Below are 15,610 nucleotides of genomic sequence, written 5' to 3' on the forward strand. Positions count from 1 at the left end.
GGTTGTTTTTCGTTTTTTTGCTAGCCAGTTTCAGGAACGACCCAAATGACAGAGCACAGTCTCTGGCGTTTCTCGCGCGCGTTGCATGGCGCGATCAACGACCGGCAGTTTGAGGATCTCGAGACCCTGATCGACGAGGACGTCGACTGGGCGATCTACGGCCCGATCGACATGTTTCCCTTCCTCGGCGCCCGCCACGGCAAGGACGCCGTGCTCGACGTCATCCGCCAGATCGCTGACAATTTCCGCGTCCGCCGCTTCGACCGCGAGACCATCCTGCTGGGCGTGGATTCCGCCTCGTCCATGCTGCGCTATTCGCTCACGGCGCTCGATTCCGACAAGCCGATCTCGCTGCGGGTGGCGCAGTTCGCGCAGTTCAAGGCCGGCCGGCTGCTCAACATGCGCGTGCTGGTCGACACATTCGATCTCGTCGAGCAGGCGCTCGGCCGTCCCATTCATCTGCCGAAGATGAGCCGGGTGGGGTGAGGGCACCAACGGGTCCCGTCTCTCCCGGGTCCGATGACGTACGCGTGAGCACCTGGCCACCAGCCCCGCCGGGTCGCTTCCCGCGAGCATTCATGTCGCCGGACGCGCGCTTTGCGCGCGGCCCGTTGGTCTTCGCTGTGATGTGACGTTTCGCCCACCCCTTGCCGCCACAATTTTGCGACGATATCTCCGCATCGTGGACGCGGAATGAAACGCATGATCGTGCCGGAAAACCCCGCACAGTTTTCCCGATCATGCGCCGGGCTTGCGGGCAGGACGATGGAATTCTCGACAGGGTTTGGCTGGACCAGGCTGCCGATGCTGGCGGCCGCGTTCATGTTGGCGTCCGTGACGCTGGCGTGGGCTCAGATCGTGCCGATGCAGCCCGGCCAGGCCGCCGCCGCGCCCGAGGAGGCCGAGGAAGCGGCCGACGTCAACGATCCCGACGTGCTGAAAGGCATCGACGTCGACAAGCTCGACTGGACCCAGCTCAACATCGATGCCTCCACGCTCAACGAGCTGATGGCCGCGAAGAAGCGCGCGCAGGCGGCGGCCAATGGCGGCCCGAACTGGTCGAACGACCGGCGCGCCAACGGCACATCGGCGGTGACGGTGAAGCAATCGGTCACCCCGTTCTGGGATACCCAGGTCGGCGCCGACATGACGGTGACGCGCGAGCCCACCACGATGTCCGAGCTTCTGGCGGAGAAGGCCACCAATGGCGGCAGCGTGCCGCAATCCTCCGGCAGTGCCTGGGCGACGGCGACCGCGCCGGGTGCGGGCTCGATCTGGGACAAGACCGCGGTGGAAGCCCGCGTCGATCCCGGCGCCGAAAGCAGCAAGCTCGGCGCCTCGCTCAGCAAATCGGTGCCGCTGTCGGACAATCATTCGCTGACGCTCCAGAACGGCTACAGCGTCAACCAGCAGGGCACGACGCCGATCCCCGGCATCGCCGGCCGCACCACCCGCAACTACGAGACCGACCAGTCCGCCAAGGTTACCTTCGGCGAGACCGGCACGAGCATCGTCGCCGGCCAGACCATGTCGACCACCGACGACAAATGGCTGCGCAAGATCGGCGCCGAGCAAAAGCTGTTCGACAACGTCACCGTCTCCGGCTCCGTCGGCGAGACCGCGCAGGGCACCACGAACAAGAGCCTGACCGCGGGTTTCAAGAAGAGCTGGTGAGTCGCGCCGGCGGCTCTCCTCGCTTCGCACTCTCTTCTCATCCTGGGGAGCGCTCCGCAGGAGCGCGTCTCGAAGGATAGAGGCCCCCACTGCCGAATCCAGGCCTTCATGGTTCGAGTCGCGCGTTCCGCGCTCCTCACCATGAGGAGTTACATCGCGAGCCCGTAGCGATTCGCCACGGCAAAGCCGCCGAATGGTCGATCCTTGCCGCATCTCGGCCCATATGCGGTCAAAATCAGACGCCCTGATGCTTCTCGCCTTACAGACGTCGTCGTGCGGGGGACACTCGCGCTGCGCTCAACGCGAACAGGGGTACAACGATGAACGCCGGTCGTTCGGAAAAGATTGAATCAACTGAGACCGAGGTCGCCGACAGCAACCTCGCCGCGGTCACGGAGGTCGAGGCCGGCATCCGCGACTTCGTGCGCAACGACATCGCCTATCTGCGCCGCCCGGCCGTGGGCAGCGAGCCGGCGATCGATTCGAATGCGGAAGCCACCGTCACCAACGTCAACTCGCTGATCCAGCGCGTCGCCGGCACCTCGCTCGCCGAAATCGAGAACCTGATCTCTGAACTGGAGAGCCTGCGCGACCTGCTGCATGCCGAAGGCCAGCGCGTCCAGCGCGAGATCTCCGGCTACGCCCAGCTCAGCCAGGCCGCGATGAAGTCGACCCGCATGATTTCCGACAACGTCGCGCAGTGGAAGCGCGCCGCCGACGGCCTGCGCAACAGCTGATCGCAGTCACGCAACCTTTTGACCGCTGCGTTCCCAAGGGAGCGCGGCGGTTTTGATTCCGGCATCGATTTGAACTTTCCACTGCCCCGCCGCGACTAAAGCCTAGCGCGGGCCGCATTCGCGGGCCTTGTCAGGGGACAGTTTCAGATGGAAAGCATTCGGCCCGAGAATACGGACCCCATCCCGTTGCGCCCCGCGCCGTCGCAGTTCGGCACGATCATGCTCCGCTTTGTCGGGCTGCTGGTGGTCGCGATTGTGATTCTGGCGCTGGTCTACAGCCGCTGAAGCAGCGCCGGCGCTTTGATGGGTTAACGAACGGTTAGCGATCGGCCGCGACGGTCGAGGCTTCCTGCGTATAGCCGCCATCGGCATAGCCGCGCACCACCATGCCGGCAATCAGCATCACTGCGAGCGTTGCGGTGGCGAAGATGAATCCGACCAGCTTGAGTGCGCCGCGGTCTGCCATGGTCCTCGTCCCCTGTCCTCTATCCCGTTGGTTCAAATAGACAGCGACAGGTTCACAATTGGTTAGCAAATCAGTGGTTCCGCGAAATGCTTCGCGACGAACCGCATGGCGAGGCTTATGGCAGTGGACGCCAATCCCGTCCATAGCGCGCGGGCAACACTTGCCGCGCATTTTGGCTGTTCAGATTGGAACTGGTCTAACCGCCCTGCCCGCGCATCGGCACGAAGGCGGTTGCAGTGATCGCGTATACCTGTTCGCCACGCTGGTTGGTGCCGGTGGTGATGGCTTGCAGGATGCCCCAGCCGAGGCGCGAGGCGGAGACGCGCTTGTCGGTGATGACGCTGGCGAAGCTCACGGTATCACCCGCGAGCACCGGCTTGATCCAACGCAGGTCGCGAAAGCCCGGTGACGGCCCCCACACCGCAATCGTCTCGCCGCGTGCAGCGGCTTCCTTCGCAAGACGCTGGCCGTCGGCGACGAGCAGGCTCATGCAGGCGGAACCGACATGCCAGCCGGACGCAGCGAGCCCGCCGAACAGCGAGTTCTTGCCCTCTTCCTCGTCGAGATGAAAGCGCTGCGGATCGAATTTCGCGGCGAATGTCTTGATGGCTTCTGCAGTGAACGCGTAGGAGCCGATCTCGCGGCGCAGGCCGATCGATATGTCTTCGAAGAACCGCATCACTTGAGCCCTTCGCGCCGCTTGATCAGGATCGGCGAGGTCATTTCACATAACGCTTCGCCTCTTGCGTTGCGCGCGGTGCATTTGAACTTGACGATGCCGAGCTCGGGCCGGCTCTTCGAGGCACGCGCCTCCACCACGTCGACATCGAGGGTCAGTTCATCGCCGGGCCTCAAAGGAGAGAGCCAGCGCACCTCGTCAACGCCCGGCGAGCCGAGCGAGGCCGCGCGAGTAATGAAGCCGTCGGCCATCATCCGCATCATCAGCGAGCAGAGATGCCAGCCCGAGCCGGACAGGCCCTTGAGCATGCTTTTGCTGGCAGCCTCCTCATCGAGGTGCATCGGCTGCGGATCGAACTCGGCGGCAAAGGCCAAGATCTCGTCGCGGCTGACATGGCGCGGGCCGAACGTGCCGAAACGGCCGGTGGGAAAGTCTTCGAAGGTCAGGGTCATCTGGGTGTGATCAGCGGGAAAGACAGATTGTGGCCGCACTTTGCGGCAATCTCAACCCGCCCGCCCGCATGGCTCGTGCTACATTCGATGCGGCAGGGCTTGCCTGCCTTGAGTCGGATCGACGCGGGTCAGGTCCGATTTGCCGGGGGAGAGAGAATGTTCACGTTCAGCGACCTGTTTCAGTGGGACCGCTTCATCACGCCGACCATCATCAAGACCTTTTACTGGCTGGTGATCGCGCTGATCTGCCTGTTCGGCATCTCCGGCATCTTCTCAGGGCTCGCAGCAATGGCAATCAGCCCGTTCGGCGGATTTCTGGTGGTGCTCTCGTCGATTGCGAGCGTCATCGTCGGCATCGTGTTCTCGCGCATCATCGCGGAGTTCATCCTGATCGTCTTCCGCATCAACGAGCATCTCGGCGCCATCCGCGACCAGGGCGGGATGCGGTGACTTCTCGTGTCCCGGACGCGGCGCGGCATGAAATGACGCGACGCAGAGCCGGGACCCATGCATCCACAATAGAGGAATCTGGGCCCCGGCTCTGCAGCGCACCGCAAGAGCGCTGCGCTGCGTCCGGGGCACGAGAGCTCGTTACGTATTAAACCTGAAATGCATCACGTCGCCGTCGGCGACGGTGTAGTCCTTGCCTTCGAGGCGCAGCTTGCCGGCGTCGCGGGCGCCGGCTTCGCCATTGAGCGCGACGTAGTCGTCATAGGCAATGGTCTCGGCGCGGATGAAACCCTTCTCGAAGTCGGTGTGGATCACGCCGGCCGCCGCCGGCGCCTTGGTGCCGCGATGGATGGTCCAGGCGCGCGCCTCCTTCGGCCCCACCGTGAAATAGGTGATGAGGTCGAGCAGGGTGTAGCCGGCACGGATCAGGCGATCGAGGCCGGCTTCTTCGAGGCCCAGCGTCTCCAGGAAGTCGACGCGCTCTTCGCGTGACAGCGTCGCGATCTCGGACTCGATCTTGGCGGAGATGACGACGGCGACGGCGCCTTCCTTCGCAGCCTGCTCCTCGACTGCCTTGGAGAAGGCGTTGCCGGTGGCGGCCGAGCCTTCCTCGACGTTGCAGACATAGAGCACGGGCTTCGACGACAACAGGCCGAGCATCGAAAAGGCGCGCTCTTCCTCCGCCTTGCGCTCGACGAGGCGCGCGGGCTTGCCGTCGCGCAATAGCACGAGCGTGCTGTTGACGAGGTCGAGCTGCTCCTTGGCGTCCTTGTCGTTGCCCTTGGCCTTCTTGGTGAGGTTGTCGACGCGCTTCTCGAGGCTGTCGAGATCGGCGAGCATCAGCTCGGTCTCGATGGTCTCGATATCGGCGAGCGGCGCGATCTTGCCCTCGACATGGGTAATGTCGGAATCTTCAAAGCAACGCACGACATGCGCGATCGCATCGACCTCGCGGATGTTGGCCAAGAACTGGTTGCCGAGGCCTTCGCCCTTGGAAGCGCCACGCACCAGACCGGCAATATCGACGAAGGTCAGACGCGTCGGGATGATTTGCGCGGATTTCGCGATCGCCGACAACTTGTCGAGCCGTGGATCCGGCACCGCGACCTCGCCGACATTCGGCTCGATGGTGCAGAACGGATAGTTCGCCGCTTGCGCCGCAGCGGTCTCCGTCAGCGCATTGAACAAGGTCGACTTGCCGACATTGGGCAACCCGACAATCCCGCATTTGAATCCCATCGTATCCTCTAACGCAGTGCGTAGGATGGGTTAGCGAAGCGTAACCCACCACCTTCTTGCCGTGACATGGTGGGTTACGCCGAGCGGACCGCGCTTCGCGCAGCCGCGGGGCTAACCCACCCTACTCTTTGCCGTTGTCGTCCTTGGTCAAAAATCCCTTCGCCTGCATGGCGAGATGCACCTTGTTGGCGAAGGTCGCGTCCGCGCCTTTGGCGAGCAGAGCGGCGTGCTCGGCAACGGCGTCGCAGAGCGTCGTCACCCATTCATCGTCGGCCTTGGCGAAATCCGCCAGCACATAGCTGTGGACCATCGCCTTGACGCCGGGATGACCGATGCCGAGCCGCACCCGGCGATACTCATTGCCGATATGCGCCGAGATCGAGCGCAGACCGTTGTGGCCGGCGATACCGCCGCCGATCTTCACCCGCACCTTGCCCGGCGGCAGCTCGAGCTCGTCCTGGAACACGGTGACGTCGCCGGGCGCTATCTTGAAGAAGCTGGAGGCTTCCTGAACGCTGCGGCCCGACTCGTTCATGTAGGTCGTGGGCTTGAGCAGAATGATGCGCTCAGTCCCGAGCGTACCTTCGGAGGTCTCGCCCTGAAAGCGACGGCGCCATGGTGCGAAACCATGACGCCGCGCGATCTCGTCGACGGCCATGAAGCCGATATTGTGCCGGTTGCGTGCGTATCTCGCGCCGGGATTGCCGAGCCCAACAAAGAGTCGCATGACGCGGCGCGCCCCCGCTTGGCGCGCGACCAGAGATCGCGCGCCAGATCTTCAAGGAGATTACTTCTTCTTGTCGCCGCCGGCCGGAGCCTTGGCAGCCGCTGCAGGAGCACCCGCTGCGGGAGCTGCCGCACCAGCCGCCGGAGCCGCCGCGGGCGCTGCGCCCGGAGCAGCCGCACCTGCTGCAGCCGCTGCCGCCGCCTTCTGCTCTTCAGCGTAGCCGGAAGGCGGCACGATGGTGACGAGGGTAGCGTCCTCACGCGTCAGCGCCTTGACGCCGGTCGGCAGCTTGACGTCAGCCAGATGCAGGGAGTGACCGATTTCGAGCGAGCCGACGTCGGCCTCGATGAACTGCGGGATGTTCTCCACGCCGCATTCGAGCTCGATCGCGTGGGCAACGATGTTGACCGTGCCGCCGCGCTTCACGCCCGGCGAGGATTCCGACTTCACGACGTGCAGGGGCACGCTGATGCGGATGGTTGCGCCTTCGCCGAGCCGCATGAAGTCGACATGGATCGGGAAGTCCTTCACCGGATCGAGGTGGAAGTCGCGCGGAATCACGCGGTGCTTCTTGCCCTCGAGGTCGATGTCGACAAGGGTGGTCAGGAACCGGCCGGCGAGGATGCGCTGGCGCAATTCGCGATCGTCAACCGAGATCGGGAGCGGGGGCTGGTTGTTGCCATAGATCACTCCGGGCACTCTCCCGGCGCGACGCTCAGCCCGGGCGGCCCCCTTGCCGCTCTTCGGACGTGCGGTCGCCTTCAATTCCTTGACGGTCGCCATAACGTTAAGTCCTTGTTTTTGCAAAAGTTAATGGGCCGCAACGCGGCCCATGGTTTTCGCCGCAGCAAGCCTCCAGGGGTGCGGGGGCCGCGGACGTGGCGGGCTTTTAGCCGGAAGCTGCGGAAATGACAAGGAGAATGGGCATCCGAGTACACCGTCATTCCGGGGTGCTCGCGACAGCGAGCGAACCCGGAACCTCGAGATTCCGGGTTCGGTCCTGCGGACCGCCCCGGAATGACGCCGCTTAGGCCCCGGGCGTTCCGCCGAGCTTGGCCTCCAGCGCCGCGATCCGGTTCTTCAGCGCCTCGTTCTCCTCGCGGGCGAGGCGCGCCATGTCCTTGACCGCCTCGAATTCCTCGCGCTTCACGAGGTCCATGTCGCGCAGGAATTTCTCAGCCTGGGTGCGCATGACCGTGTCGAACTCGCGCTTGACGCCCTGGGCGGCTCCGGCGGCGTCATTCATGAGGCGTCCGATCTCGTCGAAAAACCGGTTGGTGGTCTGTGTCATGGCGATCTCCGGATGCCTTTGCGCGAACTTGAGCCTGGAAAGACAATGGCAATCCGGACACCGCCGATCAAGGGCTCGTGCGTGCGCCTGAGCCATCCTTGTCATGCCAGGGTTTCCTTGCCATCGTATTGATTGGCTGGGCATAACAAGAATCACAAAGCGAAGCGCGAGACCATGATCGACCAGCAGATCGAGATCCCGACCAAGGACGGCTCGACCACCACCTTCATCACCCATCCCGAGCGCGGCGGCCCGCTTCCCGTCATCATCTTCTACATGGATGCGCCGGCGATCCGCGAGGAGCTGCGCGACATGGCGCGCCGGCTCGGCACATCCGGCTACTACGTGATGCTGCCGAACCTCTATTACCGCTCCGGCGTGATGGAGATCGGGCCGGTGCCACCGGACCCGAATGCGCCGGAGCGCAAGCGGATGTACGAGCTGATGAACTCGATCAACATCCCCCTGATCATGGACGACACGCGCGCGCTGCTCGGCTATGCCGAGGGCCAGGCGGCTGCGAACACCAAGCTGGTCGGCACCGTCGGTTATTGCATGAGCGGCCGCTACGCCATCAACGCCGCCACGCATTTTGCCGATCGTGTGAAGGCCGCGGCCTCGATCTACGGCACGCATCTAGCGACCGACCAGGCCGATAGCCCGCATCTCGCGGCGAGCAAGACCAAAGCCGAGCTCTACTTCGCCTGTGCCGAGACCGACATCTACGCGCCGGTCGAGATCATCGAAAAGGTGAAGGAGGGCATGAGCGGCGCCAAGGCCGAGGTCGAGATCTATCCCGGCACCCATCACGGCTTCGCCTTCCCCAAGCGTCCGGTCTATCACCGCGATGCCGCCGAGCGGCACTGGGAGCGCCTCCTGGCGCTCTATCGCCGCAATCTTGTCTAGAACCAGGGCGCGATGCCGCTTCTTCTAATCAACTTCCCCTCCTTCGACCCTAACGCGATTGCGATCGGGCCGTTCGCCATCCGCTGGTATGCGCTCGCCTATATTGGCGGGATCGTGCTCGGCTGGATCTACGCCCGCGCGCTGGTCAAGACCGACAGGCTGTGGAGCGGGCCGGCGCCGATCTCGCTGGTCCAACTCGACGATTTCATCCTCTGGGTCACGCTCGGCATCATCCTGGGCGGCCGCACCGGCTATGTGTTGTTCTACAACCTGCCCTTCTTCATCGAGCACCCCGCCGCGATCCTCAAATTGTGGGAGGGCGGCATGTCCTTCCACGGCGGCTTCATGGGCTGCGTCGTCGCGGTGATGTGGTTTGCCAGCCGCAACCGCATCTCGATCCTGTCGCTCGGCGACATCACGACCGCTGTGGGGCCGATCGGCCTGTTCCTGGGGCGGCTCGCCAATTTCATCAATGGCGAGCTGTGGGGCCGCGCCGCCGATCCGAGCCTGCCCTGGGCGATGATCTTTCCGACCGGCGGCAACATCCCGCGCCATCCGAGCCAGCTCTATGAAGCCGGCATGGAAGGCATTTTGCTGTTCACCGTGCTCGCGGTCATGATCCGCCTCGGCGCCTTGAAGCGGCCGGGAATGATCCTCGGCAGCTTCATCCTGATCTACGGCCTCACCCGGATCATCGGCGAGCATTTCCGCGAACCGGACGCGCAGCTCGGATTTTTGTGGGGCGGATTAACCATGGGCATGCTGTTGTCGATCCCCATGCTTATCGTCGGCGCCATACTTATTGTATTTGCAGTGCGCCGCGGTGCGCCCAAACCGCTTCAAGCCATTCGTTAATTCATTTCGAGAAGACAGGCTGTGACCGACTCGCCGTTGCTGAACGAGATCAAGGCGCTGATCAAATCCTCCGGCCCGATGCCGGTGTGGAGGTACATGGAGCTGTGCCTGATGCATCCGCGTCACGGCTACTACATCGCGCGCGATCCGCTCGGGCGTGAAGGCGACTTCACCACCGCGCCGGAAGTCAGCCAGATGTTCGGCGAGCTCCTGGGGCTATGGACGGCATCGGTGTGGAAGCAGATGGGCTCGCCGCAGCTGTTGCGGCTGATCGAACTCGGGCCCGGCCGCGGCACCATGATGGCGGACGCGCTGCGCGCGCTGCGGGTGCTGCCGCCGCTCTACCAGGCGCTCCAGGTCCACATGGTCGAGGTCAATCCGGTGCTGCGCGAGCGGCAGAAGACGACGCTGTCGGGCGTGCGCAACATCACCTGGCACGCCACGATCGACGACGTGCCCGAAGGCCCCTCGATCATCCTCGCCAACGAATATTTCGACGTGCTTCCGATCCACCAGATGGTGAAGCGCGAAAACGGCTGGCATGAGCGCGTGGTCGATATCGATGCGAACGACAAGCTTCAGTTCGGCGCCGCCGCCGATCCGACCCCGCGCTTCGACGTGCTGCTGCCGCCCTTGGTGCGTGCCGCGCCCGTCGGCGCGGTGTTCGAATGGCGGCCGGATTCCGAGATCATGAAGCTCGCAAGCCGCGTGCGCGACCAGGACGGCGCGGCGCTGATCATCGACTACGGCCACTTGCGCAGCGACGCCGGCGACACCTTTCAGGCGATCGCGCGCCACACCTTTGCCGATCCCCTGAAGGCACCGGGCCAGGCCGACATCACCGCCCATGTCGACTTCCAGGCGCTGTCGCGCGCCGCCGAGGACGTCGGCGCCCGCGTCCATGGCCCGATGACGCAGGGCGAGTTTTTGAAGCGCCTCGGCGTCGATACTCGCGCGGCGGCACTGATGCAGAAGGCGACACCGGAAGTCTCCGCCGACATCGCCGCGGCGCTGAAGCGGCTGACCGATACGGGCCGCGGCGGCATGGGCTCGATGTTCAAGGTGCTCGCCATCTCCGAACCGCGGCTCACCTCGCTCGCGGCCCTGAGCGACCATGTTGGGGAAGGCGACGACGCATCATGACCCTGTGCTCCTCGCTGCTCTCGGCCGTGCCCGGCCTGCGCCATGCCTTCTTCACCCGCGAGGGCGGCGTTTCCAGTGGCATCTATGCCGCGCTCAATGGCGGGCTCGGCTCCAATGACGACCCGGCCCTTGTCGCGGAGAACCGCCGCCGTATGGCCGAGCATGTCGGCGTTCAGCCTGGCCGGTTCATCAGCCTGCACCAGATCCACTCGCCCGACGTGCTCGTCGCCGATGGCGCCTGGCCGAGCGGTCCGCGGCCGAAGGGCGATGCGATGGTCACGCGCACGCCCGGCCTCGCGCTCGGCGTCTCCACCGCCGATTGCGGGCCGGTGCTGTTCGTCGATCCCACCGCGCGGGTGATCGGCGGTGCGCATGCCGGCTGGAAGGGCGCACTGACAGGCGTGCTGGAGTCCACGATCTCAGCGATGGAAAAGCTCGGTGCTGAACGCAGCCGCATCATCGCGGCGATCGGGCCCCTGATCCGCCAGGAGAGCTACGAAGTCGGCAACGAGTTCGTCGCGCGCTTCATCGAGGCTGACGCGGACAACGCCGTGTTCTTCATTCCCTCGGTGCGCGAGGGCCACGCGATGTTCGATCTCGCTGGCTTCATCCGCATGCGGCTCGAGGCCGCCGGCATCCTGATGATCGACGACCTCGGCCTCGACACTTATTCCGACGAGCGCTTCTTCAGCTATCGGCGCTCCGTGCACCGCAAGGAGCCGGACTATGGCCGCCACATCCACGCGATCGCGCTCGAAGCGTGAACACAACAGCAACGCGATGATTTCCGTCATTCCGGGGCGGCTCGAAGAGCCGAACCCGGAATCTCGCGCCACAACCTCCAGATTCCGGGCTCTCGCTACGCGAGCCCCGGAATGACTGCATTTGGGACTGTGGCTCCCCTGCCCTAGACGTTAATGCATTTTAACGATATCGCTGCCCTCCATAATGAGGGAAGCGTCATCACTCTTGCGCCGCGCGGGCACGCGCGTGCTGGCAGCCATGCTGCTGGCAGCATCCTGCGCGCTTGGCGGCTGCGCCGGCGGCGGGGCGGCGAGCAACTCCTATGCGATGGCGCCGCCGAGCAGCGGCAGCGGGACGACGGTGGCCTTTGAATCCATCGACGGGCCGCCACCGCAGGTGTTCGACCGAATGGTCGGCGTGCTCGACAGCGAATCGAAGCTGCGCAGCCTGTCCATCGTCTCCCGCGAGGGCACGGCTGCCTATCGCGTGCGCAGCTACCTCTCCGCGCAGGTCGTTCGCGGCAAGACCATGATCGCCTGGGTCTGGGACGTCTATGACGCCAACCAGCAGCGGGCGCTGCGCCTGTCCGGCGAGGAACCGGCCGGCAAGAGCGGGCGCGATCCCTGGTCGGCCGCCGACGACATGGTCCTACGGAGGATCGCGCAGGCCGGATTCAGCGGACTTTCCAATATGATCAACGGAACGCCGGCGGATTCTCCCACCTTGCGGGGACCGGCGGTGGCAAGCGCGATGCCCGGGTCGCTCACGCCCGACATGCCGGCTGCGGCGCTCGGCTATGCGAGCGATAACCAGCGTTAAACCACAGCCCCAAGTCCCGGCCAAACCGTTGGCCCGACTCAGGATTTCGCAGGGAAAACGTAGCATCCCGGGTTGCCAGTGCGGCCTTGGGCCTGATATTTGCTCGCCCGTTGAAACCGTGCTCCATGGGTATCCGAGATGTTGAACGTCGTGTCCAGCAAGGCGCGGGAGGAAGCGACCATGTCGGCCAAGAACGGCTCAATCAAGCTGGTTGCCGGCAATTCCAATCCGGCGCTCGCGCAAGCCATCGCGCAAGGCCTGCATGTGCCGTTGACGAAAGCGGTGGTACGGCGCTTCGCCGACATGGAGATCTTCGTCGAGATCCAGGAGAACGTCCGCGGCTCGGACGCCTTCGTCATCCAATCGACCTCGTTCCCCGCGAACGACCATCTGATGGAGCTCCTGATCATCACCGACGCGCTGCGCCGCTCGTCGGCGCGTCGCATCACGGCGGTGATCCCCTATTTCGGCTACGCGCGGCAGGATCGCAAATCCGGCTCCCGCACGCCGATCTCGGCCAAGCTCGTCGCGAACCTGCTCACCCAGGCCGGCGTCGACCGCGTCATGACGCTCGATCTGCATGCTACCCAGATCCAGGGCTTCTTCGACATCCCGGCCGATAACCTCTACGCCGCGCCGCTGATGGTGCGCGACATCAAGGAGAAGTTCGACCTCTCCAAGGTGATGGTGATCTCGCCCGACGTCGGCGGCGTTGCGCGCGCCCGCGGCCTTGCCAAGCGCATCAACACCCCGCTCGCGATCGTCGACAAGCGGCGCGAGCGTCCCGGCGAGTCCGAGGTCATGAACGTGATCGGCGACGTCGCCGGCTACACCTGCCTCCTGGTCGACGACATCGTCGATTCCGGCGGCACGCTTGTGAACGCAGCCGATGCGCTGATCGCCAAGGGCGCCAAGGACGTCTACGCCTATATCACCCACGGCGTCCTCTCCGGCGGCGCTGCAGCCCGCATCACCAACTCGCGGCTGAAAGAGCTCGTCATCACCGACTCGATCCTGCCGACGGACGCGGTGATCAAGGCGCCGAACATCCGCACCCTTCCGATCGCCAGCCTGATTTCGGATGCGATCGCGCGCACGGCCTCGGAAGAGTCGGTGTCGAGCCTGTTCGACTGAACACGCTGACGTCGAAGGGTGGAGCCAAGCGTAACCCACCGCTTCTGCCACCGCGGCAAGTAAGGAGGTGGGTTACGCCTTCGGCTAACCCACCCTACGATCCAAGGCTCTGAAGCGCCGCAGCACGCCTCCGAGGGTTGTTGCCGGCTGTGGCCCATGACATCATCCAGATACCGAGTCATCGCTGCCTCCTGGATGCCTGATGCCACGCCGGAAATTTGCTTGGGAAAAGTTGTCGGACGAGCAGTTGCTCCAGCAGCGCCTGAGCAGTCTGAGGGTTACGGTCGAAGGCACTTGGCTGGAGGATTGTGTCAGCACGCTTCACGAGGAACTCGAAGAGCGGGGCATCCGGCTGCGACCACACACATGGATATCGAGCGAATGGTTTAGCCCCGCAGATGTGCCCGGCATCGCCATTCCGTTCTATCTCGCTCATCCCCGCCTGATGAAGCTCGAGAAGAAGATGATGTTCGACGTCGAGGGCGGCACCTGGCGCGAGTGCATGGCCATCCTCCGTCACGAGGCCGGCCATGCCATGCAGCACGGCTACCAGTTGCAGCGCCGCCGGCGCTGGCAGCAGCTCTTCGGTCCGTCGTCGAAACACTATCCGCGCTACTATCGGCCCAATCCGGCCAGCAGGCGTTATGTCCAGCATCTTCGGCTCTGGTACGCACAAAGCCATCCGGACGAAGATTTCGCCGAAACGTTTGCGGTGTGGCTGCGGCCGCGTTCGAACTGGCGGACGCGATATGCCGGTTGGCCGGCACTGAAGAAGCTCGAATATGTCGACGAGCTTATGGGCGAGATTGCGGGAAAGCGACCGCCGATCACGACGCGAGAGCGTGTCGATCCGCTGAGCAAGCTCAGCCAAACGCTCGAAGACCACTACAGCAAGAAGCAGGCGTTCTACGCCTTCACGCCACCGAAGACCTACGACCGCGACCTCTCCAGGCTCTTTTCCGCCGATCCACGGCATCAACGCGCAAAACCGGCTTCGGTCTTGATCAGGCGGCACCGCGCCAAGATCAGGCAACTGGTCGCGCGGTGGACAGGCGAGAACCAGCTCACCCTTGATGCCGTGCTCGACGACATGATCTCTCGCTGCCGCGAGCTCGACCTACGTGCCGTCGGTCCTGAACAGAAGCTCGTTCTCGACTTCACCGTCCTCGTGACAGCAAAGACCATGCACGCGCTGTTCGGCCCATCACGCCGCAAATGGATCGCGCTATGAGACGCCTCCGTATTCTCGTGCTCATGCATCCGGATTTCGTGCCTCCGGACTCGACCGACGGATACACCGCACAGGAAATCAACGCCTGGAAAACAGAATATGACGTGGTGAGCACCTTGCGCGCGGCCGACCATGAGGTTCGCCCACTCGGCGCGCAGGAAGAAATCAAGCCGGTGCGCGACGCGATCGAGGAGTTCAAGCCGCACGTGGTTTTCACGTTGCTGGAGGAGTTCCACTATAACGTTGCGTATGACCAGCACATCGCAAGCTATCTCGAGCTGATGAAGGTCCCATACACCGGGTGTAATCCGCGTGGCCTGATCCTGGCACGCGGCAAGGATCTGTCCAAGACGCTGGTGCATCATCGCCGGATCGCGGTGCCGGCCTTCGCCGTTTTCCCGATGCGCCGCAAGGTCAAACGGCCAGCGCATCTTGCGCTGCCGCTGATCGTCAAAAGCCTGAACCTGGACGGATCCTTTGGCATCTCGCAGGCATCGATCGTCGATACGGACGAGAAGCTCGCCGAGCGAGTCGCCTTCATCCACGATCGGAGCGAAACCGCCGCCATCGCCGAGCAGTTTATCGAGGGGCGGGAGCTCTATGTCGGCGTGATCGGCAACAACCGGCTGCGCGTTCTGCCGGTTTGGGAATTGAAATTTGGCAGCATGGGCGGTCACCGGTCGCGGCACATCGCCACCGAGAAGGCCAAGCACGATCCCGACTATCAGGAGCGCGTCGGAATTGCCGACGGGCCGGCGAAAGGCCTGACGCCGGAATTAACCGCTCGCATTCAGCGAGCGGCGAAACGCATCTACCGAGCGCTTGGACTCGATGGATACGCGCGCATCGACTTTCGTCTCTCTGCCGACGGCACTCCGTATTTCATCGAAGCAAACCCCAATCCCGAAATCGCGAAGAGCCAGGAGTTCGCCACGGCGGCTCAACATGACGGGCTCAAATATCCGGATCTCCTGCATCGCATCCTGACCCTCGGAATAAGCCGCGCCAGGGCAGGTGTATCCCTGGGCTGATGGCAAGATGGCATGACGGTTTCGATCGGCGT

General features: G+C 64.0%; 20 protein-coding genes. 13 read left to right on the forward strand and 7 right to left on the reverse strand.

From position 1 onward, the window contains the following. The first annotated feature begins 45 nt into the window (after positions 1-45). From NLM33_RS21185 to NLM33_RS21200, 4 genes are all read left to right on the forward strand, one after another. Complete coding sequence (locus NLM33_RS21185) at positions 46-486, forward strand: nuclear transport factor 2 family protein (protein WP_254098336.1); 441 nt, start codon at positions 46-48, stop codon at positions 484-486. Between the two features lie 279 nt (positions 487-765). Then, positions 766-1,674, forward strand: coding sequence for a hypothetical protein (locus NLM33_RS21190; RefSeq protein WP_254105848.1), 909 nt, complete (start codon positions 766-768; stop codon positions 1,672-1,674). 320 nt (positions 1,675-1,994) lie between these two features. Then, entirely contained in the window at positions 1,995-2,411 is a 417-nt protein-coding gene (locus NLM33_RS21195; protein ID WP_254098338.1) for a hypothetical protein, read from the forward strand. A gap of 147 nt (positions 2,412-2,558) precedes the next feature. After that, positions 2,559-2,696 carry a hypothetical protein gene (locus NLM33_RS21200; protein WP_254098340.1) on the forward strand — a complete coding sequence of 46 codons (138 nt, stop codon included), beginning with the start codon at positions 2,559-2,561 and terminating at the stop codon, positions 2,694-2,696. Between the two features lie 34 nt (positions 2,697-2,730). On the opposite strand, the gene NLM33_RS21205 is transcribed toward NLM33_RS21200, so the two are convergent. The 3 genes from NLM33_RS21205 to NLM33_RS21215 all read right to left on the reverse strand — a co-directional run bounded on the left by NLM33_RS21205 (position 2,731) and on the right by NLM33_RS21215 (position 4,008). Next, positions 2,731-2,877, reverse strand: coding sequence for a hypothetical protein (locus tag NLM33_RS21205; protein WP_254098342.1), 147 nt, complete (start codon positions 2,875-2,877; stop codon positions 2,731-2,733). A 196-nt stretch (positions 2,878-3,073) separates the two neighbouring features. After that, positions 3,074-3,556: a MaoC family dehydratase gene (locus tag NLM33_RS21210; RefSeq protein WP_254098344.1), complete on the reverse strand. Its 483-nt coding sequence runs from the start codon at positions 3,554-3,556 to the stop codon at positions 3,074-3,076. Beyond that, complete coding sequence (locus tag NLM33_RS21215; protein ID WP_254098346.1) at positions 3,556-4,008, reverse strand: MaoC family dehydratase; 453 nt, start codon at positions 4,006-4,008, stop codon at positions 3,556-3,558. The genes NLM33_RS21210 and NLM33_RS21215 overlap by 1 nt, the downstream gene beginning before the upstream one ends. A gap of 156 nt (positions 4,009-4,164) precedes the next feature. Between NLM33_RS21215 and NLM33_RS21220 the strand changes: the two genes are divergently transcribed. Further along, positions 4,165-4,458, forward strand: coding sequence for a DUF4282 domain-containing protein (locus NLM33_RS21220; protein ID WP_254098348.1), 294 nt, complete (start codon positions 4,165-4,167; stop codon positions 4,456-4,458). 141 nt (positions 4,459-4,599) lie between these two features. Here the strand turns inward: NLM33_RS21220 and ychF are convergent, their stop codons facing one another. From ychF to NLM33_RS21240, 4 genes are all read right to left on the reverse strand, one after another. Further along, the gene (gene ychF, locus NLM33_RS21225) at positions 4,600-5,697 is read right to left on the reverse strand and encodes a redox-regulated ATPase YchF (protein ID WP_254098350.1); all 1,098 of its coding nucleotides are present in this window, start codon (positions 5,695-5,697) and stop codon (positions 4,600-4,602) included. Between the two features lie 121 nt (positions 5,698-5,818). Then, positions 5,819-6,424 carry an aminoacyl-tRNA hydrolase gene (gene pth, locus NLM33_RS21230; protein WP_254098352.1) on the reverse strand — a complete coding sequence of 202 codons (606 nt, stop codon included), beginning with the start codon at positions 6,422-6,424 and terminating at the stop codon, positions 5,819-5,821. A gap of 60 nt (positions 6,425-6,484) precedes the next feature. After that, complete coding sequence (locus tag NLM33_RS21235; RefSeq protein WP_254098354.1) at positions 6,485-7,207, reverse strand: 50S ribosomal protein L25/general stress protein Ctc; 723 nt, start codon at positions 7,205-7,207, stop codon at positions 6,485-6,487. Positions 7,208-7,451: 244 nt separating this feature from the next. After that, positions 7,452-7,715, reverse strand: coding sequence for an accessory factor UbiK family protein (locus tag NLM33_RS21240; RefSeq protein ID WP_254098356.1), 264 nt, complete (start codon positions 7,713-7,715; stop codon positions 7,452-7,454). 174 nt (positions 7,716-7,889) lie between these two features. On the opposite strand from NLM33_RS21240, the gene NLM33_RS21245 reads away from it, so the two are divergent. The 8 genes from NLM33_RS21245 to NLM33_RS21280 all read left to right on the forward strand — a co-directional run bounded on the left by NLM33_RS21245 (position 7,890) and on the right by NLM33_RS21280 (position 15,578). Continuing rightward, a complete protein-coding gene (locus NLM33_RS21245; protein ID WP_254098358.1) occupies positions 7,890-8,621 on the forward strand; it encodes a dienelactone hydrolase family protein in 732 nt (243 codons plus the stop codon). A gap of 12 nt (positions 8,622-8,633) precedes the next feature. Further along, positions 8,634-9,476, forward strand: coding sequence for a prolipoprotein diacylglyceryl transferase (gene lgt, locus NLM33_RS21250; RefSeq protein WP_254098360.1), 843 nt, complete (start codon positions 8,634-8,636; stop codon positions 9,474-9,476). 21 nt (positions 9,477-9,497) lie between these two features. Then, a complete protein-coding gene (locus tag NLM33_RS21255) occupies positions 9,498-10,619 on the forward strand; it encodes a class I SAM-dependent methyltransferase (protein ID WP_254098362.1) in 1,122 nt (373 codons plus the stop codon). Next, positions 10,616-11,383, forward strand: coding sequence for a peptidoglycan editing factor PgeF (gene pgeF, locus NLM33_RS21260; RefSeq protein ID WP_254098364.1), 768 nt, complete (start codon positions 10,616-10,618; stop codon positions 11,381-11,383). Before NLM33_RS21255 ends, pgeF begins: the two co-directional genes overlap by 4 nt. A 184-nt stretch (positions 11,384-11,567) precedes the next feature. After that, positions 11,568-12,182 carry a hypothetical protein gene (locus NLM33_RS21265; RefSeq protein ID WP_254098366.1) on the forward strand — a complete coding sequence of 205 codons (615 nt, stop codon included), beginning with the start codon at positions 11,568-11,570 and terminating at the stop codon, positions 12,180-12,182. Between the two features lie 180 nt (positions 12,183-12,362). Continuing rightward, the gene (locus NLM33_RS21270) at positions 12,363-13,316 is read left to right on the forward strand and encodes a ribose-phosphate pyrophosphokinase (protein WP_254105849.1); all 954 of its coding nucleotides are present in this window, start codon (positions 12,363-12,365) and stop codon (positions 13,314-13,316) included. Positions 13,317-13,518: 202 nt separating this feature from the next. Further along, on the forward strand, positions 13,519-14,547 hold the full coding sequence (locus NLM33_RS21275; protein WP_254098368.1) for a putative zinc-binding metallopeptidase: 1,029 nt from the start codon (positions 13,519-13,521) through the stop codon (positions 14,545-14,547). Further along, positions 14,544-15,578 (forward strand): ATP-grasp domain-containing protein, encoded by a 1,035-nt coding sequence (locus NLM33_RS21280; RefSeq protein ID WP_254098370.1) that lies wholly within the window; start codon positions 14,544-14,546, stop codon positions 15,576-15,578. Before NLM33_RS21275 ends, NLM33_RS21280 begins: the two co-directional genes overlap by 4 nt. Positions 15,579-15,610 lie beyond the last annotated feature (32 nt).

This window comes from Bradyrhizobium sp. CCGUVB1N3 (assembly GCF_024199925.1).
Taxonomy (GTDB): domain Bacteria; phylum Pseudomonadota; class Alphaproteobacteria; order Rhizobiales; family Xanthobacteraceae; genus Bradyrhizobium.